Origin of the sequence: Ruegeria sp. HKCCD7251 (genome assembly GCF_013031165.1) — a bacterium.
Taxonomy (GTDB): domain Bacteria; phylum Pseudomonadota; class Alphaproteobacteria; order Rhodobacterales; family Rhodobacteraceae; genus Ruegeria.
In genome coordinates, this window is the sequence record NZ_WPZC01000007.1 from 49,096 (window position 1) to 67,641 (window position 18,546).

Consider the following 18,546-nt stretch of genomic DNA (forward strand, 5'->3'; position numbering starts at 1 on the left):
AAACTCAGACGGCGTAACCCGGAATGAAACACTATTCGGTCATCGAATCCGACACGGGTCATGCCACAGAGATTGGCTTTTTGTGCTGGGATGGCCTGCCCTTGGATCAGCTCTCGGTGGGGCTGACCTATTTGAAGGCGGCGAACCAGCTGGCCGCTGACATACAATTCAGAGTCTCGGTCCTGTCGTTGGCAGGCACTGACGTGCAGAGCGAATGCGGAGTAAAATTGAGCACCAGCCGCATCAATGACCACACAGCGCGATACGGCTATCTGTTTCTGGTCGGCGGACCAGTCCTTCCTCCTGATCAGCAGAATATCCTCGGCCGCGTGGCACGCGCACAACTCAGGGCAGGTCGGGTTCTGGGCGCGGTTGAAGCGGCCTTGATCCCGCTGGCGCATACCGGGCTTCTCAGTGGTTCGACAGTCGCCGCAACAGCCCCAGTACTGAGCGCGTTGGAGGAACAGTTCCCAGATATCTCGCCCGCATCCAACGATAGCCACGCCCGTGGAGCGATATGGTCTGCAGGATCAAGGTTCTCTCTACTCAACCTGCTGTCCAAGACTACAAGCGACACCCTTACTCCGCAGGAACAACCCCGGTTAGACCGGAAATTCCTAAGCTACAGACCGAATTTCGGCAGGTGTATCGCTTGCGCACACGACATCGCCCGAGTCGACAATGGCTTTACTGGCGACATCGTTGTTGACAAGGCTATAGAACTGTTTCGGTATCATCTGGAAGAACCCCTCCAGATTACGAGCATTGCTGAGGAAGTAGGGATTTCGGTGCGCCAGCTTGAAAGGAAATTTGTAGCAGCAACAGGGCTTACCCCAAAAACCTACTACCTGGAGGAACGGTTGGACAAGGCCCAGGCAATCGTCAGGTTCACCAATCTGACGCTTACCGAGGTTGCCTTGGCCTGTGGGTTTGGGTCCAATGCCACGCTGTCGCGGAAGTACAAACAAAGGTTCGGGCAAACTCCAGCATGCGTACGCGCCCGGATGAACGCCTCAAGGTTCGAAACTTGATGCGCTGCTAGTGTTCAACACATTACCTCGGGACATCATGTTCGTATGACAATCCACGCGTTTCTCATCGTTTTGACCGCAGCCTTTCTGCACGCGCTATGGAATGCCGTAGTTAAAGGCGCGCCGGACAAAGCCGTCGTTTTGGGGCTGGTCTCGCTCGGCCATGCGATACCAGCGATGTTTGTATTGCCATTCACAGGCTTGCCGGTATGGGCGGCCTTTCCCTTTATCATAGGCTCGACCCTGATCCATTGGGGGTACTATTGGTTTCTGAACACCGCTTACAAACATGGCGACCTGTCGGTGGTCTATCCAATCTCACGCGGGATGACTCCGATTTTGGTTGCCATGGGTGCAATTCTGTTCGCGGGTGAAATTCTGCCACCCGCGGCATGGATCGGCATTACCTGTATCTCCTTGGGTATTGGGTGCCTGTCCTTTGCCGGATTGGGCAAACACACGAACTGGATCGCCATCGCGGCTGCTTTTGGCACCGGCATGATGATTGCGTCCTATTCGCTTGTCGACGGTATTGGCGTCCGGCTGTCCGAGAACACGCTGGGGTATATCGCGGCATTGTTTGTGGCCGAGATTTTTGTGGCCGGATTCATCTTTACAACCCGGTGGCAGCGCGTGGTGACTCTGCCTCGACGCTATGTCTGGGCAGGCCTCGCAGGCGGTGTCATCTCGGGCCTGGCCTATGGATTAGTTCTTTATGCAAAGACAATCGCGCCGTTGGGCATGGTGTCCGCGCTCAGGGAGAGTTCCGTCATCTTTGCTTCGATTATTGGTGTCATGTGGTTCGGCGAAGGGCCAAAATCCAATAGGCTTCTGGCTGCGACCATCGTGGTGATTGGGATAGTGGCTCTGGCGATGGCAAGTTGAAGGGATTGGGGGGAAACTTGCAGACAGAAAACACAGAAACACTCCCGAATGTCTTGCTGATCGTCATCGATCAGTTCCGCTTCGATCTTCTGGGTCAGGATGGCCTCGGACGAATAGCGCAATTGCCCAACCTTCGGCGACTTCAAGAAAACGCCGTCAGCTTTGCCAACCACTTTGCCGTCACAGTGCCTTGCGGACCAAGCCGGGCATCCCTGTTCACCGGGCAATATGCTTTCAACCACCGGTCGGTCCGAAACGGCACTCCGCTCCGGCACGATACCCCGAACCTGGCACGTGCGATGCGACAGGCCGGGTACAATCCACGTTTGTTCGGCTATACCGACACGACCCGCGATCCCAGGGTTCTACCCCCCGATGACCCAAGGCTTCAAAGCTATGAGGAATTACTTCCTGGCTTTGAGGAGGCGGTGAGAATGCGCATGGAATCAGACGTTGGAGCCTGGCTTTCGCATCTGTCGCAGCAGGGCATTGACCTGCCCCCCTACCCCGACACCTACCGCCCCAACGGCCCGAAGGTCGGTGATCCGGCTTTGTATCCGGCGGATATGAGCGATACGGCGTTTCTGTCGGATCAGTTTCTATCCAAAATGCAGGATGCTGAGCCGGGATGGTTTGCCACGCTGACCTATATCCGGCCTCACCCTCCGCTTGTGGCACCTGCACCTTACAATACGCTTTATGACCCAAGGGATATGCCTGCGCCGCGTTCAACCCGCGATCCCTTAGGAGACCGGCACTGGCACCCGTTTCTTGCCCCTGCACAGGATAAGCAACCGATATCAAGCATGGTTGTTGGCTTCCCCGATCTGATGAATGATCTGGAAACCATCGCCCAACTGCGGGCAACTTATCTGGCATTAGCAACGGAAGTCGATCATCATATTGGGCGTGTGGTGGACTGGCTAAGGACGTCCGGCCAGTGGGACAATACTGTTCTGATCGTTACCGCAGATCACGGTGAGATGTTGGGCGACTACGGGCTATGGGGAAAAGGTGCCTTCCATGATGCTGCCTATCATGTGCCCCTGATTGTGCGTGATCCCGCGCGTCCTGATATGCACGGTCGGGTGCATTCCGGGTTCACGGAGTCCATCGATATACCCGTCACCATTCTCGAAAGAGTCGGCTCGAGACCCCCCTCTTCGATGAACGGGCGAAGTTTGCTTGGCATTTTGGGCGATACTGAAACGGAAGGGGCGGATTACAGCTTTTCCGAGTTCGATTTTGGCAATCCGGTAAAGCCGACTCCATGGATGGCTGAGTTAGGTCTGACCTCGCGGCAGGCAAATCTGGGCATTTTGCGCACAAAAGATCACCGCTTGGTCGAGTTTGGCGCAGGGCTGCCGCAAGTACTCTTTGACATGGACGAGCGTGGGGAAGCAGAGTCTATCGCAACGCAAACTGAAATCACACCAACGCTGCTTCACCTGACCCGCAAGATGCTGCAACACCGCATGAAAAATGCCGATCCCACCTTTGCTCAAACGATTGTGCGCCCTGGAGGCGTTAAGACCGGGTCTTACTAAGTATATGCAAACCCGCGATTTTAAACGTTGAAGACCTGCTGCTGCGAAACCAAAATCTATCGTAAACGCTTTGCGGAAAATAGTATTCTTATCCATAGGACAAACTTATAACGTTGAAGGTATAATCGATTTTTCTTGAAGAATTAATCTGTCAAACTGTCGGTACTAATCTGAATGAAAACGCCGCACGAGAATGGCGAACCTGTCTAATAAATCACCAACAGAGGATGACAATGAGACACACAACATCACTTCTAACCGCTCTCGCCATCGGCACACTGACTGCAACGGCAGCGGCATCAGAGACAGAACTGACCGTTTATACCGCCGTCGAGGCCGAAGATCTGGCCCGATATGCCGAGACGTTTAACCAAAGCAACCCTGATATCAAAATTAACTGGGTTCGTGACTCGACCGGGATCATTACCGCCAAATTGCTGGCGGAGCGGGACAACCCTCAGGCAGACGTCGTCTGGGGGCTGGCGGCCACGTCGCTGCTGCTGCTGAAATCCGAAGGCATGCTGGAACCCTACGCACCGGTTGGCGTTGGAGAACTTGATGTCAAGTTTGTTGACGGCGACAATCCTCCAGCCTGGGTTGGCATGGATGCCTGGGTTGCGTCGGTTTGCTACAATACAGTCGAGGCCGAAAAGGCTGGGCTGACGCCGCCAACGTCATGGCAGGACCTTACCGATCCAATGTACAAGGATCAGGTAATCATGCCCAACCCGAACTCATCAGGTACTGGTTTCCTTGATGTTTCAAGCTGGCTGCAGATGTTTGGTGAAGACGGCGGCTGGGAATACATGGATGCGCTGCACGAAAACATTGCGCGATATACCCATTCGGGATCGAAGCCTTGCAAGCTGGCGGCTGCGGGCGAAATCCCAATCGGTATCTCGTTTGCCTTCCGCGGTGCCAAGTCCAAGGCGGACGGCGCCCCGCTTGAAATCATCGTGCCTTCTGAGGGCGTCGGTTGGGACATGGAAGCAACCGCAATTGTTGCCGGCACTGGGAATCTGGAAGCTGCTCAGAAACTGGTTGATTTCACGGTCACCAAAGAAGCCAATGAGATGTACAACAGCGGTTATGCGGTTGTGGCCTATCCCGGCGTCGCAAAGCCGGTCGAGCACTTCCCAGAGGGCCTTTTGGATGCCATGATTGACAATGATTTTGAGTTTGCCGCCAACAATCGCGCGGCAATCCTAAAGGAATGGCAGTCTCGCTATGACGGAAAGTCGGAAGCGAAGTAGTCCCATTCGCGGGAGGGGCGATCATGCCTCTCCTGCGCACCACACTCTTGTTCCCAACAATACAACCTACTCACCCGGTTCAGACCGGCCAGGTACGGCCGTGCCCGAGGTGCAGATATGAGGACTTCTCCCGTGCTTCAGAAAACGCCACCCGGTGAACTGTATCTCAGTATCCAAAACCTGTGGAAAGCCTTTGGCAGCTTTCTTGCACTCAAGGATATTTCGCTGGAAATCAACGAAGGCGAGTTTGTCTGCTTTCTGGGCCCGTCAGGCTGTGGAAAAACAACTCTGCTGCGTGCCATTGCAGGTTTGGACCTGCAAACCAAAGGTACGGTCATGCAGGACGGTATGGACGTGTCCAACTTACCCCCGTCCGAGCGTGATTTCGGGATTGTGTTTCAATCCTATGCGCTATTTCCCAACCTCACGATTGAGAAGAATATCGCTTTTGGTCTGGAAAACTCGGGCCGCAGCAAGTCTGAAATCGCTGTCCGTGTGAACGAGTTGCTGCATCTGGTCGGACTTCCTGATCAGGGTAAGAAATACCCGGCGCAGTTGTCGGGCGGGCAACAACAAAGGATTGCACTGGCACGCGCCATCGCGTCCAAGCCCGGCCTATTGCTGCTGGATGAACCCCTTTCGGCACTGGATGCCAAGGTACGTGTCCATTTGCGGCACGAAATCAAGGAACTGCAGCGCAAGCTAGGCGTAACCACCGTGATGGTGACCCATGATCAGGAAGAGGCGCTGGCAATGGCTGATCGCATCGTGGTCATGAATCACGGAGTAATTGAGCAGGTGGGTTCACCCACAGAAATCTACCGGGAACCGGCCAACCTGTTTGTGGCCGATTTTATTGGCGAAATGAATCAGATTAAGTCTCAAGTTACCAAGGGCGGGCGGTTGAGCGTGGGTGAAAAAACCTTTGCCTGCCTGGGTCATCAGTTCAACGATGGAACACCGGTTGTTGCAGCAATTAGGCCGGAAGACGTAATTCCCCATGAAGCTGGGTATCTGGATACCGGCGGAAACCGCAACTGCATCGAAGTGACACTTGATGAGATGGAGTTTCTGGGCTCGTTCTGGCGCTGCCGTCTAAGCAACGAGCGGTTCGGGTCTTCAGAACTGATTGCTGATTTCTCGATCAATGCTGTGCGCCGTCTTGAACTGGACGAGGGGCGCAGCATGGTGATTGAGCTTCCTGAGAACCGTCTGATGGCTTTTGATGTTGCGGAGACCGAGGCATGAGCACGATTTCCACAAATACTGGCACCTTGCCCCCCGGACCGGATATCAAGCCGAAGCTCAGCCGTGACGATTTACTGATGCGTGGCAGCATGATGGTCATCGTGCTCTACCTGATCGTAACTCTGGCGCTGCCGCTTTACACAATGCTTTCCAAGTCGTTTTCCACTTATCGAGTGGAACTGTCGCAATACGAGTTTCAGGTCAGCGACGAGGCGGGCATTTTCGACGGCACGGTTCTGACAGGCGATGCGCTGAACCGGCAGACCGAGGTATTCACCGATACCGATCTTGTTACCGGTTCAGACGGACGTCTGCCAGTGACGGGTCTGTTTCCGGATTTTAGCTTCCGCAGCCCGGTCATGTACCAGATCCGCAACACAAGCGACACCGGGCGCTTTCTGGTCGGCTCAACTCTGCAGGACGGCACCGACTGGATCGAGCTTGATTCCAACACCTTCCGCCGGGTTCAGTTGCGGCCCGTTCAATCACGGGGCCTGGACAACTTTGTAAACTACTTCTCGACACCTGCGCTGTTCAATTCGATCAAGAACTCGCTTTGGATATCCGTTGTCAGTACCATCGTTACAGTAACGCTGGCCTTTTGGTTTGCCTATGCGCTCAATCGCAGTTGTATGCGGTTCAAAGGTGTCTTTCGCCTGATCGCGATGGCACCGATTCTTGTCCCCTCGCTCTTGCCGGGTATCGCTTTGGTATACCTGTTTGGCAATCAGGGCATGATCAAGGAACTGTTGTTCGGTGCAAGTATCTATGGACCGATCGGCATTGTGATCGGATCAGTGTTTTTCACCTTCCCGCACGCCTTCCTGATTATTTCAACGGCGCTCGCAATCTCGGATGCGCGGCTGTACGAGGCTGCGGCAAGTTTGCGGTCAACCCCATGGCGCACGTTCTGGACGGTCACGGTCCCGGGTGCGCGTTATGGCCTGATTTCAGCCGCCTTTGTGGTGTTCAACCTAGTGATTACCGATTTTGGGTTGCCCAAAGTCATCGGTGGACAATTCAACGTGCTTGCGGTGGATATCTACAAACAGGTAATCGGCCAGCAGAACTTTGAGATGGGCGCGGTTGTGTCAGTGGTTCTGGTGATCCCGGCAATCCTGGCCTTTGCCATTGACCGTATGGTTCAGTCCAAACAGGTTGCGCTGCTGTCCGCACGGTCGGTGCCGTACCAGGCAACCCCAAACCCAAAAGCGGACCGGCTGTTCCTGATTTATTGCAGCCTGATCGGCCTGTTCATTGTCGGTCTTCTGGCGGTGTGCCAGTTCGCGGCGCTGATCAAGTTCTGGCCCTACGACCTGAGCCTGAGCCTGCGGAACTATCAGTTCGACAAGATGGATGGCGGTGGATGGGGATCGTATTTCAATTCGATCCGGCTGGCCCTGTTGACCGCAGTAATCGGCACCACCGTCGTGTTCTTCGGGGCCTATTTGGTTGAAAAGTCGAAAGGGTTCCGCACCGGCAGATCGATCTTTCAGATGTTTGCGATGTTGCCGATGGCAATTCCTGGTATGGTGCTGGGGCTGTCCTACATCTTCTTCTTCAACAACCCTTCAAACCCCTTGAACGGCATCTACGGCACCATGGCAATACTGGTGATCTGTACAGTAACGCACTTTTACACTGTATCGCACCTGACGGCGGTGACCGCGCTGAAACAAATGGACCGCGAGTTCGAGTCCGTTTCGGCCTCGCTCAAACAGCCAACGATGAAACTGTTTGCGCGTGTTACGGTTCCAGTTTGCCTGCCAGCAGTTTTGGACATATCCATTTATCTGTTCGTAAATGCAATGACGACTGTGTCAGCGGTCGTGTTCCTTTACTCGCCTAAAACGACGCTCGCGTCTATCGCAGTACTGAACATGGATGATGCCGGGGATATTGCACCAGCTGCGGCGATGGGCATGATGATCTTTTATACCAATGCTGCGGCCCGGATCATTCACCTGATTGCATCTAAAGGGATATTAAAACGCACTCAGGCCTGGCGCAGTCGCTGACGGCCACTCCTGCTGATACCAAGCCCCGCCAATCAATCGTTGGCGGGGTTTTCTTCCAAGGTACGTTGCGCAAACTCTGTGAAGGCGCGGATGATCTTCACTTCGCGCCTCTGAGACAGCGATATAATGCTCTCGCCCATCTGCAGGTTGATGCCTTTAAGTTTGATTTGCCGGAGACGGTCATCATGACCATATTCCGCCTGCGAGACAAAACCGATACCTGCGCCCGAGGCCACAAGCTCCCGTATCGCTTCGCGCCCCTCAGCTACAATCGCGGGCTTCAACGTTATCCCATGTTTTTTGGCCTCGTCTTCAAGTTTCTGGCGCGTTTTTGATCCCGTCTCGCGGAAAATTAACGGTAGATTTGATAGCTCTTCTAGAGACAGTGTCGGCTTCGACGCCAAGAGAACACCCTGTGCGGCAAAGGCCACGATCTCAGTGGAACCAAGACTTAAGACATCCATATCCTTGCCGGGAGAAAGGCTGCCCACTACGCCAATTTCCGCGTTATAAGCCCTTAGCTCTTCCAGAATCTCTTCGCTATTCCCCGAGCGTACGGTGATCGTGACATTCGGATTTTTCTTTTGAAAGGGCCCCAGAAAGGCTGTCATGTGGTGCGCGGAGTCGGCGATGATGCGCAACTCTCCATCGACCACGGCCTTAGTCTCGGATAGGTAATCCTCGATCTGACCTTCGATCTCGAAGTATTGCTTCGTGTATCGGTAAAGCTGCTCACCGTCGGGTGTCAAAGTCACACGTTTGCGCTCGCGTTGAAACAACAACAGATCATGATCCTGTTCCAGCTTTCGCACCTGTTCCGAAATTGCCGGCTGCGTCAGAAAAAGAGCCTCTGCAGCACGCGAAAATCCGCCATGCTTGGCTACAAAATGAAAGGCTTTGAGCTGGCTGTGCCGCATAGCAGTACTCCGAAGTCTGATCATAGGCTGTGCTTATAATTAGATTGATATTTGCAATTTCACATATAGCAACATTTGCTGCAATTGTGTTCTTGAAAATACCTTTCTGGAGCCTGGTTATGACGCCTTCCAAACCAAAGATTGAGCAACCGCGCCTTGGTGAACCCTATCTTCTGACGCCTGGTCCCTTGACGACATCCTATGCGGTGAAAGAAGCCATGCTAAAGGATTGGGGCAGTTGGGATGACGACTTTCGCGCCATGACGCGCGAAGTGCGGACCAGCTTGCTGGCGCTACTGGGCGAAGGTGCCGATGAGTTTGACTGTGTCCCTATGCAGGGCAGCGGCTCATTCTCGGTTGAAGCGATGCTTGCGTCATTCATTCCGCGCGACGGCAAAGCGCTGGTATTGGCCAATGGTGCCTACGGGCAACGCTCCGCAAAGACCCTGGAATATCTGAACCGCGCTTATGTGGTTCTGGACAAAGGCGATTACCTGCCGCCCCGCGGCGACGAAGTGGCCCGTATTCTCGTCGAGGACCCCGATATCACGCACGTGGTTGCCATTCATTGCGAAACCAGTTCAGGCATCCTGAACCCCGTGGAAGAGATTTCCGAGGCGACCTATGCCGCCGGGCGCAAGCTTTTGATTGACTCGATGTCAGCTTTCGGAGCGATCGAGCTGAAACCGAGCGAGATCCGGTACGAGGCCATGGTATCCTCGGCCAACAAATGTATCGAAGGCGTCCCCGGATTCGGATTCATCGTCGCCCGAAATTCCGAACTTGAGGCGGCTGAGGGCAACAGTCATTCTTTGTCGCTGGATGTGCATGCGCAATGGGCGCATATGAACAAGACTGGCCAGTGGCGGTTCACTCCGCCGACTCATGTGGTTGCGGCGTTTCTCGAAGCACTCAGGGCGCACTCCGCCGAAGGGGGCGTACCAGGCCGTGGCGAGCGCTATACCCGCAACCGTGATGTCATGGTCGCCGGCATGCGCGAGCTGGGCTTTGAAACTCTGCTGGACAATCGCTGGCTCAGCCCAATTATCGTCACCTTTTTCTGCCCGGCGGACAAGAATTTCGTATTCGATCAGTTCTATACCCTTATGAAATCCAAAGGTTTCATCATCTACCCGGGCAAGCTGACGGTGGTCGACAGTTTCCGTGTCGGATGTATCGGCCAAATGGACGAGCACGTCATGCGCAAAGTTGTGACCGCAGCAAAGGAATCATTGGAGGAGATGGGTGTCACAAGCGCTGCACCGCCCCTCCGGGCATTGGAAGAACGCGCCAAACTGGCAGCTTAACTATCAAGGAACATAATAAGATGACCATCCAAACACCCGTTGAAGCAAACGAACGCGTCTATCCGACGCCGAAAGTGCCCGCAATCGCCATCTGCCTTGATGGGTGCGAGCCGGAATATCTGGAAGTCGCAATAGCCAAGGGTCTGATGCCCAACCTTAAACGGATGCGCGAGACCGGTACCGACCGGTTGGCCCATTCCGTGATCCCCTCCTTCACCAACCCCAACAACCTGTCGATTGCCACCGGCCGGCCGCCCATCGTGCATGGTATCTGCGGCAACTATTTGATCGACCCTGACAGCGGCGAAGAGGTCATGATGAACGACGTGCGTTTCCTGCGCGCGCCGACCATTTTCTCACAATTCTACGATGCTGGTTTCCGCGTCGCTATGGTTACCGCCAAGGACAAGCTGCGTGCACTTCTTGGTGCGGGGCTTAAATTCGACGAAGGTCGCGCCGTCGCCTTTTCTTCGGAACGTTCGGGCGAAACCACTATGGCTGAGCACGGCATCGACAATGCAAGCAAATGGCTGGGCATGGACGTCCCTGAGGTCTATTCAGCCGAATTGTCTGAGTTTGTATTCGCTGCTGGCGTTAAGCTGCTGAAAGAGTTCAAGCCCGACGTGATGTATCTGTCCACCACCGACTATATTCAGCACAAGTTTGCGCCTGAACAGCAAGGCGCGCTTGATTTCTACGCCATGTTCGACCGCTATTTGGGGGAGTTGGACGAACTGGGTGCTGCCATTGTTGTAACCGCTGATCATGGCATGAAACCAAAGCATCTGGCTGATGGTTCCCCGGCCGTTATTTACGCACAGGATCTGATGGATGAATGGCTTGGTAAGGACGCAGCGCGCGTCATCCTGCCGATCACCGACCCGTACGTGGTGCATCACGGTGCGTTGGGCTCGTTCGCAACGGCCTATCTGCCCGAAGGCGCAGATCAGGACAACATCATTGCCAAACTCAGGGCAACCGAAGGTATAACCCATGTGCTGACCAAGGCCGAGGCCATTGAGCAATTCGAACTGCCGGGCGACCGGATTGGCGACATCGTGATGGTTTCTGGTGAGAACATCTGCATTGGCACATCAGAGCACCGCCATGATCTGGCGGCCCTGAAAGAACCGCTGCGCAGCCATGGCGGTTTGACCGAACAAGAGGTTCCGTTCATCGTGAACCGTGTCATTGACCTGCCAAACCAGCCGGTTTTACGCAACTTCGACGCCTTTTTTTACGCAACCACAGCGGCGGCACAGTAAGTCATGAAAGATCAAACCATGTCGAACATCGAAGTACGAAACGAAGGGATGCGGATCGGTGGTGAAGTTGTATTCACTGACGAAACCGTTCCGGTGCTGTATCCCTATACCAACGAGGTGGTGGGTCATGTCCCGGCCGGAACCGCTGAACATGCACGCAAGGCCTTCGAGATTGCGGCGAACTACAAGCCGAAACTCACCCGTTATGAACGCAGCCAGATCCTGCAGCGCGCGGGAGAACTGATCGGAGAAAAGCGTGAGTATCTGGCCAAATGGCTGACGCTGGAACTTGGCATTTGCCATCAGCACGCAATCTATGAAACCAAGCGCGCGCAGGACGTCTATCAGTTTGCCGCCGCCGAAGCGCTGAAAGACGACGGCGAGATATTTTCGTGCGATCTGACCCACAACGGCAAAGCCCGCAAGATTTTCACGACGCGAGAACCCGTAAACGCGATCAGTGCGATCACGCCATTCAACCACCCGCTGAACATGGTCAGCCACAAAATTGCTCCATCTATTGCGACCAATAACTGCATGGTCTGCAAACCGACGGAACTGACCCCGCTGACAGCGCTGACTTTAGCTGACATTCTTTATGAAGCGGGGCTGCCGCCGGAGATGTTCCAGGTTGTCACGGGCTGGCCCGGCGACATCGGTGATGAAATGATCACCAACGATCACATCGACATCATTACCTTCACCGGCGGTGTACCGGTCGGCAAGATGATCGCCGAAAAGGGTGTCTACAAACGCCAGGCTCTGGAACTCGGCGGCAATGACCCCCTAATTATTCTCAATGATCTCAGCGACGCGGATCTGGACAAGGCGGCAACAATTGCGGTTGCGGGCGCGACGGGCAACTCGGGCCAACGCTGTACGGCGGTCAAGCGCATTTTGGTGCAGGAAAGCGTGGCGGAAAAGTTTGTGCCGCTGGTTCTGGAAAAAGCCAAGAAGATCAAGTTTGGCGATCCTCAGGACCCGGAAACCGAACTGGGCTGCGTGATCCACGATAAGGCGGCGGAAGTTTTTGAGAACCGCGTCTATCAGGCCGAGAAAGAAGGCGCAGTAATCCTCTATCACCCCGGCCGTCAGGGTGCACTGCTACCGCCCATCGTGGTCGACAAGGTGCCACATGACAGTGAATTGGTGATGGAGGAAACCTTTGGCCCGATCGTCCCCATCGTGCGTGTGCCCGACAATGATGAAGAGGTGATGGCGATTTCGAACTCGACCGAGTTTGGTCTGTCTTCGGGCGTCTGCACCAACGATCTGAATCGCGCGATTGCCTATATCAACGGGTTAGATGTTGGCACCTGCAACATTTGGGAACAACCAGGTTACCGGATCGAAATGTCACCCTTTGGCGGCATCAAGGACAGCGGCAACGGCGTCAAAGAAGGCGTCATCGAAGCCATGAAGTTCTTCACTAACGTCAAAACCTATTCACTGCCCTGGCCCGGCTGAAATTCCTGCCCTTCCCGATAGCGGGCGGGGCTTCAAAATTCCTCCCCCTACTGGCGGACCTTTCGGGGTCCGCATCTTTTACGAAGCGACAGCGAGAACCGGATATGCCACAGATTGTCCATACCGAAGGGGAATCGAATACTTCGGAAGCCCGCAAAACCTGGCTGAAGAAGTCTATCGGACCCAAATCTTCGCCACTGTTAAAACGCGACGCGGATGTGTTCCTGCATCAATCCTTGTCCAGCCCCTGCGTCAGCACGATTGCCAAGGCAGAAGGGATCTGGATCGAGGATCTCGATGGCTGCCGCTATATGGATTTCCACGGCAATTCGGTGCATCACATCGGTTATGGCCATCCCCGGCTGGTGCAAGCGATCAAGGATCAGCTGGACGACCTGCCCTTTGCCCCGCGCCGCTTCACCAATGACCCGGCGGTGGAACTGGCCGAAAAGTTGGTCGCTATCACCCCCAATGATCTGGGCAAGATACTATTCACCACCGGCGGCTCGGACGCCAATGAAGTCGCGCTCAAGATCGCCCGCGCCGCTACGGGCCGCTTCAAGACGCTCAGCTTCTGGGACGCCTTTCACGGTGCGGGCTTTGGCGCGGCGAGTGTTGGCGGCGAGGCCACGTTCCGCAGCCATATTGCCGGGCCGCTTTTGCCGGGAACCGAGCATGTGGCCCCCTTCCACCCCACCCGCTGCCCTTATGGGCACACAACGCTTGAGGCCAGCGCCGAAGCCTGCGCCAACATGATCGACTATGTGCTGGAGCGCGAAGGCGACATCTGCGCCGTGGTGGCCGAAGCGATGCGCGCCGTCCCCATTGTGCCACCGCCGGGTTTCTGGAAACGGGTACGCGAAATCTGCGACCGCCATGGTGCATTGCTGATCCTGGACGAGATTCCGACGGGGCTGGGTAAGACCGGGCAGATGTTCTCGTTCCAACATGACGAGATCGTTCCCGATATTGTCACCATTGGCAAATCACTGGGCGGAGGTATCCTTCCCATCGCCGCCTGCATCGCCCGCAAGAATCTGGATGTTTGCGGCGATTTTGCCATCGGGCACTACACGCACGAAAAGAACCCCGTTACCGCCCGCGCAGCTTTGACTACACTGCAGATCATTGAGGATGAGGGATTGGTCGAACGGGCGTCAGAATTGGGGGAACACGCAATAAGCCGCCTGATGGATGCACTGCAAAACGTTCCCATCGTTGGCGACATTCGGGGCCGTGGCCTTATGTTTGGGGTCGAGATTGTCGAGGACCGCGTCACCAAGACACCGGGAAATACCCGCGCGGAACGGATCTATTATGCCTGTCTCGAAGCCGGGCTGAGCTACAAGATCAGCCAGGGAAGCGTTCTGACGCTGTCGCCGCCGCTGACAATTTCGAAAGGTGAACTAGACCGGGCAATCGATATTGTAGTTGCAGCGATTGAAAACGAGGTCTGACCGGTCGGTCCGCATACGCCGTGCAAAACTTTAGCGCCCGGGAGCACCTTCCAAACCGATCAAAACCTGACGCGGATGACACGGCGCGGGCGCTCAACGCGAAGTTGATTGAACCCGACGTCTCTAGCGCCGTGGTCAAAAAAGTAAAAGCTACTTGCAGATCATCGCACAAGAGCTGCGGTGAACTGAGCCTATATTGAAGTCGGAGTGAAGTATGGCGATTGTCACCTTCCTAATCAGCCTGGCCGGGGCCACCATGCTGCTGCTGTACGCGGTCCGCATGGTGCGTACCGGGATAGAACGCAGCTACGGCGCGTCGTTCCAGCGGGTGATGACGCAACAACGCAGTTACGTGCAAGCTTCACTGGTGGGCGTGGTGATGGCGATGGTGCTGCAAAGCTCGGCGGCGGTAGCTCTGTTAAGCTCCGGTTTTGCTGCCAGCGGATTGCTGAGCTTTCCGGCTGGGCTGGCCATTGTGCTGGGTGGCGATCTGGGATCGGCACTGATCATTCAAATTCTTTCGTTCAAACTGGACTGGCTTGTTCCGCTGCTGCTGGCCGTTGGCGGCTATCTGTTCGTCAAGACCGAGGCTAAAAAAGCCCGACAGTTGGGGCGTATCCTGATGGGTGTTGCCTTTATCCTGATCTCGCTCAGGTTCCTGCGCGAAGCGATGGACCCCATTCGCGACAGCGCATTTCTACCCGCCGTAGCCGACTATTTGGCTCGCGACTATATTACCGCCTTCCTTGTCGGAGGTGCGCTGGCCTTTGTCATGCATTCTTCGGTCGCAGCCATCCTTATGTGCGTGACGCTTGTGCAGATTGGCGCAATCCCGTTCGCCGCCGGTATGTCATTGGTCTTTGGCGCGAATTTCGGCTCAGCCTTCATACCGGTCTGGCTGACGCGAGGGATGCCCGTGATCGCCCGACGTATACCCTATGCCAATCTGGCGCTACGGGGCAGTTGGGCACTAGTCACATTGTTTGCCGCTAACTTCGCCTTGCGGACCGGGCTGTTGGGCGACCCGCAAGGGGGCCAGATGCTGGTTAACGTACATCTTGCATTCAACCTGTCGCTTCTGGTTCTGGCTCTTCCGTTTTGCGGACGCGTGGAGGGCTTGTTCGAAAAGCTCTTGCCCGACCAGAAGAAAGAAAAGGAATCCCGACCTGCGCGCCCGACCTGCGCACTGGACATGGAAAATGTGGCTAACCCGAGCCAGGCCATGCCGAGCCTCAAGCGTGAGCTTCTGCGGATGAGTGACTTTCTCGAAACCATGTTCCGTCCTGTCCTGGAGCTTTACCGAAGCGGAGAAAAAGAACAGATCCGCTCGGTTCAGGCTATTGACGAGGACGTAAACAGATGCCTTTCGGATATTCGAGCCTTTGTCGCTGCGATGCCCTCAGAGCTATATGAAAAACAGGATGCAAAAACAGCGCGCGATCTTGTGGAGTTTGCTATCCGGCTTGAAACGGCGGGCGATGTCGTCGCCAAACGCCTGACAGTATTGGCCGGTGAAATGCGCGCAAAGGGATCAAGTTTTTCACAGGAAGGCTGGTCGGAACTTGTTCAGATGCACGAGGGAATTCTGGCCAATATGAAACTGGCATCGAATGTGCTGATTTCGGACGATCTGGAAAGCGCCCGGCTTCTCAGCCTTGAAAAAACCGAAATCAAACGCGTGGAGCGGGACAGCCGCAAACGACACCTACGCCGACTGCAGCACGGCACAGCGGAAAGCTTCGAGACCAGCGACATTCATCTGGAGACTTTACGGGCATTCCGGGAATTCAACAGCCACATCGCTTCGATCGCCTACCCGGTCCTGTACCGGAATGGTCAGTTGCTTGAGACACGATTAATCACCGAGATTGCTGACTAACGAGTTGCCGAATGGAGTACTTTATTAAGCACTTGGACGACGAAATCGTGTTACTATCGGTAAGGCGGTCTGACACAGGAGTCAGTTTCAATGAAAAAAGTCAAATCAGAAGATGGAAACAAGGAAATAGGTACAAGTAATTCCGTTCGCATACTTCAGTTTGTCTCAGGATTGTCAGGCTTTTTCAAAAGCCTTGCTAATAGACGGTCTCAGGCGGGCGGCTTCGAACCAGCGAAGCCCGTTGATTGCCACTTTGAACTCCGATTCTTCGACACTCCCTCAACTCAATCAAAACAAAGTGAGCCAACTTCCAAAAATATGGATGGAACCGAAAGTAGCAAGACTCAAAGGGCCGAACCATTTTATTTACCATAATTTTGCTTACACCCCGAAATCGCTCACTAAATCGCAAGATGTTGACTGAACGGTTCAGCAGTAACTTCCTCAAACCCTTCGTAGATGTCCAATACTTAGCCATCGAACTTAAGAACGGCGCGTGCATCGAGGCTGTAGTTGGAAATCACTGTCGCTGCACCATCATAGAAAGAAACATCACTAAGCCGTTCTTGCGCGTTTAGCTCACCTTCGATCCAAAACGCGTCAAAAATTGATCTGAACTCGACACCCTTCGAATAAACGACATGAATGATCTGATTTGGGGGCGGTGAAGGCGTGTGAACGCAAGAACCGGCAACAGGCACAAGAAGAAACTCGGTAACCATACCGCCTTCGAGCGCGAGTGGTACAATGTAACCTGGGATCACTATCGTCTTGCCAAGAATACGAGGGTTCGGGCTGCGACCATTTGCATTGTTTTGGGCAATGATCTTTCGGCGATCCCGCATGAGGTTTTCCACATCAATCTTGTGTTTTGCGAGAAGGGCGGTTGCTGCATCGTGTTCCGCAATAAAGCTCTCATCTGAACGCTTATGTGCGCTGGACGTCTGCCAGCGCACATGTGTTCGCATGGCTTCCAGTTGTGGTGCCGACAGTGATGCGAACGGAGTTTCAAGCGATGTAAGCGGAGGTAAAAGTTCTTTCCAACTTACGGCCAAGTGTTTCTGAGTAGTTTCACTTAAGCCAGAAACACCCGAGAATGCCGAGGCATCAATTGCGCGTGTATCGAGATTGATCCTTGGAGCCCCCGAAGGGGCGCGTCCAACTGAAGATTCAGGCGTATTCCCAGCAAATTCCGCTAGGCTGATCTGAGGGCATATCGTAATTGAAAGGCATGCAAAAAGGGTAAGTACGGTGCGTATCATGTCAGCGTTCCGGTTACATACAGTCATCGTTTCTTCACCATGCATTAATGCGAGCCGGCCCTTCATATCTTTGGGCAAACCACAAATTGCAGCTTTGCCCGCTTTATCGTTTTGATCTCTGATCCGTATTCAGTTCCAGCATTTCTGCAGCCAATCAGAAAAAGAATGAAAGGCCAATTTTGACTTGCCTGTCCGGACCGCCTTCAGGTCTACGCTCTAGAACATAGTATCCCAAGCTCACATCCATAGCCGTTCCTTTGGCTTCGTTGATGATCGAGGTCTTGCCCGCAGTCAAACCCAGCGGAACGGCCCATGCTTCGTCATTTCCCGGGGCATTCCAGTTGTAGGAGATGACATTATTGTACCCAACGTACCAACCCTCACCCAGCCCATAGTTCAGAATGGGTTGAAGGATACTTACGCTGAAATCGTCTTCACCCCACATATGGGCGACGACGGCACCCCAAGAAAGTTCCCCAGACTGCCCGAATACCACGAACGCGGGTCCAGCACCCCAGCCTGCACCGGCCAGTGCGTCATCCGTGTGGGTTGGCATGGAAACCTGCAACCCATACCCCAATGCAATCCCGCTTGCTCCTGGCGTCGGTGCATAAAACGCCTGCACCGTTGAATCGCCAATGCCCCAGGTCAGATCGTCGTCAGAAGAAGGGTCGACTATACCGGGCGGCAGCACCGCACCTGGTTGAACACCCTGAATGGGAATGATCCCTCGCAGCACAAGCGAGGCATTCTCCAATGGAATCGAGTAAACCGGCTGTAGCTGAAAGTTATAACTGTCGTCGTCATTGGTTCCGGTCCTGAATGCGATAGTATTGTCCGTTATCAAAGCCTTTGTGTCCGCGAGCGGGTTTGCCGCCTTTCGCGCGGCCTGACACGCTGCGTCACAGGCGAATACATGATCCGGATGCGCAAGCAGAACTCCGGTCAGGAGCGCGGCGACGATGAAAACCCGATTTGTCATGAACAATACTCTTTGATCTATCTTAGTG

The 18,546-nt window shown here is 54.5% G+C and carries 15 protein-coding genes; 12 read left to right on the forward strand and 3 right to left on the reverse strand.

All coding sequences use genetic code 11. The features are described 5' to 3' along the window. Positions 1 to 23: 23 nt before the first annotated feature. From GOX75_RS15985 to GOX75_RS16010, 6 genes are all read left to right on the forward strand, one after another. The gene (locus GOX75_RS15985; protein ID WP_171124779.1) at positions 24 to 1,031 is read left to right on the forward strand and encodes a GlxA family transcriptional regulator; all 1,008 of its coding nucleotides are present in this window, start codon (positions 24 to 26) and stop codon (positions 1,029 to 1,031) included. Between the two features lie 45 nt (positions 1,032 to 1,076). Continuing rightward, positions 1,077 to 1,916 (forward strand): EamA family transporter, encoded by an 840-nt coding sequence (locus tag GOX75_RS15990; protein ID WP_171124781.1) that lies wholly within the window; start codon positions 1,077 to 1,079, stop codon positions 1,914 to 1,916. Positions 1,917 to 1,933: 17 nt separating this feature from the next. After that, positions 1,934 to 3,463: a sulfatase-like hydrolase/transferase gene (locus tag GOX75_RS15995; RefSeq protein ID WP_171124783.1), complete on the forward strand. Its 1,530-nt coding sequence runs from the start codon at positions 1,934 to 1,936 to the stop codon at positions 3,461 to 3,463. 233 nt (positions 3,464 to 3,696) lie between these two features. Then, complete coding sequence (locus tag GOX75_RS16000) at positions 3,697 to 4,716, forward strand: putative 2-aminoethylphosphonate ABC transporter substrate-binding protein (protein WP_171124785.1); 1,020 nt, start codon at positions 3,697 to 3,699, stop codon at positions 4,714 to 4,716. 117 nt (positions 4,717 to 4,833) lie between these two features. Then, positions 4,834 to 5,964 (forward strand): putative 2-aminoethylphosphonate ABC transporter ATP-binding protein, encoded by a 1,131-nt coding sequence (locus tag GOX75_RS16005; protein ID WP_171124787.1) that lies wholly within the window; start codon positions 4,834 to 4,836, stop codon positions 5,962 to 5,964. Then, a complete protein-coding gene (locus GOX75_RS16010; protein ID WP_171124789.1) occupies positions 5,961 to 7,982 on the forward strand; it encodes a putative 2-aminoethylphosphonate ABC transporter permease subunit in 2,022 nt (673 codons plus the stop codon). The genes GOX75_RS16005 and GOX75_RS16010 overlap by 4 nt, the downstream gene beginning before the upstream one ends. Before the next feature lie 32 nt (positions 7,983 to 8,014). Here the strand turns inward: GOX75_RS16010 and GOX75_RS16015 are convergent, their stop codons facing one another. After that, on the reverse strand, positions 8,015 to 8,899 hold the full coding sequence (locus GOX75_RS16015) for a LysR substrate-binding domain-containing protein (RefSeq protein WP_170744499.1): 885 nt from the start codon (positions 8,897 to 8,899) through the stop codon (positions 8,015 to 8,017). Between the two features lie 119 nt (positions 8,900 to 9,018). Here GOX75_RS16015 and GOX75_RS16020 point away from each other — a divergent pair, with 119 nt between their 5' ends. The 6 genes from GOX75_RS16020 (at position 9,019) to GOX75_RS16045 (ending at position 16,649) form a co-directional block, all read left to right on the forward strand. Beyond that, the gene (locus GOX75_RS16020; RefSeq protein WP_171124790.1) at positions 9,019 to 10,206 is read left to right on the forward strand and encodes a 2-aminoethylphosphonate--pyruvate transaminase; all 1,188 of its coding nucleotides are present in this window, start codon (positions 9,019 to 9,021) and stop codon (positions 10,204 to 10,206) included. A 20-nt stretch (positions 10,207 to 10,226) separates the two neighbouring features. Beyond that, positions 10,227 to 11,471 (forward strand): phosphonoacetate hydrolase, encoded by a 1,245-nt coding sequence (phnA, locus tag GOX75_RS16025; RefSeq protein WP_171124792.1) that lies wholly within the window; start codon positions 10,227 to 10,229, stop codon positions 11,469 to 11,471. Between the two features lie 3 nt (positions 11,472 to 11,474). Then, on the forward strand, positions 11,475 to 12,938 hold the full coding sequence (phnY, locus tag GOX75_RS16030) for a phosphonoacetaldehyde dehydrogenase (RefSeq protein WP_254428827.1): 1,464 nt from the start codon (positions 11,475 to 11,477) through the stop codon (positions 12,936 to 12,938). A 104-nt stretch (positions 12,939 to 13,042) separates the two neighbouring features. Then, a complete protein-coding gene (locus GOX75_RS16035) occupies positions 13,043 to 14,395 on the forward strand; it encodes an aspartate aminotransferase family protein (protein ID WP_171124794.1) in 1,353 nt (450 codons plus the stop codon). Positions 14,396 to 14,609: 214 nt separating this feature from the next. Next, a complete protein-coding gene (locus tag GOX75_RS16040) occupies positions 14,610 to 16,274 on the forward strand; it encodes a Na/Pi cotransporter family protein (RefSeq protein WP_171124796.1) in 1,665 nt (554 codons plus the stop codon). Between the two features lie 90 nt (positions 16,275 to 16,364). Next, positions 16,365 to 16,649 (forward strand): hypothetical protein, encoded by a 285-nt coding sequence (locus GOX75_RS16045; RefSeq protein WP_171124798.1) that lies wholly within the window; start codon positions 16,365 to 16,367, stop codon positions 16,647 to 16,649. Positions 16,650 to 16,744: 95 nt separating this feature from the next. Here the strand turns inward: GOX75_RS16045 and GOX75_RS16050 are convergent, their stop codons facing one another. Both GOX75_RS16050 and GOX75_RS16055 read right to left on the reverse strand, forming a co-directional pair. Beyond that, positions 16,745 to 17,581 carry a DUF3299 domain-containing protein gene (locus tag GOX75_RS16050; protein ID WP_171124800.1) on the reverse strand — a complete coding sequence of 279 codons (837 nt, stop codon included), beginning with the start codon at positions 17,579 to 17,581 and terminating at the stop codon, positions 16,745 to 16,747. Between the two features lie 109 nt (positions 17,582 to 17,690). After that, positions 17,691 to 18,518 carry a hypothetical protein gene (locus tag GOX75_RS16055; protein WP_171124802.1) on the reverse strand — a complete coding sequence of 276 codons (828 nt, stop codon included), beginning with the start codon at positions 18,516 to 18,518 and terminating at the stop codon, positions 17,691 to 17,693. Between the last annotated feature and the right edge of the window lie 28 nt (positions 18,519 to 18,546).

Coding starts and splice junctions, on each gene's coding strand:
- GOX75_RS15985 (WP_171124779.1), top strand. CDS start 24: ATGAAACACTATTCGGTCATCGAATCCGACACGGGTCATGCCACAGAG.
- GOX75_RS15990 (WP_171124781.1), top strand. CDS start 1,077: ATGACAATCCACGCGTTTCTCATCGTTTTGACCGCAGCCTTTCTGCAC.
- GOX75_RS16000 (WP_171124785.1), top strand. CDS start 3,697: ATGAGACACACAACATCACTTCTAACCGCTCTCGCCATCGGCACACTG.
- GOX75_RS16005 (WP_171124787.1), top strand. CDS start 4,834: ATGAGGACTTCTCCCGTGCTTCAGAAAACGCCACCCGGTGAACTGTAT.
- GOX75_RS16010 (WP_171124789.1), top strand. CDS start 5,961: ATGAGCACGATTTCCACAAATACTGGCACCTTGCCCCCCGGACCGGAT.
- GOX75_RS16015 (WP_170744499.1), bottom strand. CDS start 8,899: ATGCGGCACAGCCAGCTCAAAGCCTTTCATTTTGTAGCCAAGCATGGC.
- GOX75_RS16020 (WP_171124790.1), top strand. CDS start 9,019: ATGACGCCTTCCAAACCAAAGATTGAGCAACCGCGCCTTGGTGAACCC.
- phnA (WP_171124792.1), top strand. CDS start 10,227: ATGACCATCCAAACACCCGTTGAAGCAAACGAACGCGTCTATCCGACG.
- phnY (WP_254428827.1), top strand. CDS start 11,475: ATGAAAGATCAAACCATGTCGAACATCGAAGTACGAAACGAAGGGATG.
- GOX75_RS16035 (WP_171124794.1), top strand. CDS start 13,043: ATGCCACAGATTGTCCATACCGAAGGGGAATCGAATACTTCGGAAGCC.
- GOX75_RS16040 (WP_171124796.1), top strand. CDS start 14,610: ATGGCGATTGTCACCTTCCTAATCAGCCTGGCCGGGGCCACCATGCTG.
- GOX75_RS16045 (WP_171124798.1), top strand. CDS start 16,365: ATGAAAAAAGTCAAATCAGAAGATGGAAACAAGGAAATAGGTACAAGT.
- GOX75_RS16050 (WP_171124800.1), bottom strand. CDS start 17,581: ATGCATGGTGAAGAAACGATGACTGTATGTAACCGGAACGCTGACATG.
- GOX75_RS16055 (WP_171124802.1), bottom strand. CDS start 18,518: ATGACAAATCGGGTTTTCATCGTCGCCGCGCTCCTGACCGGAGTTCTG.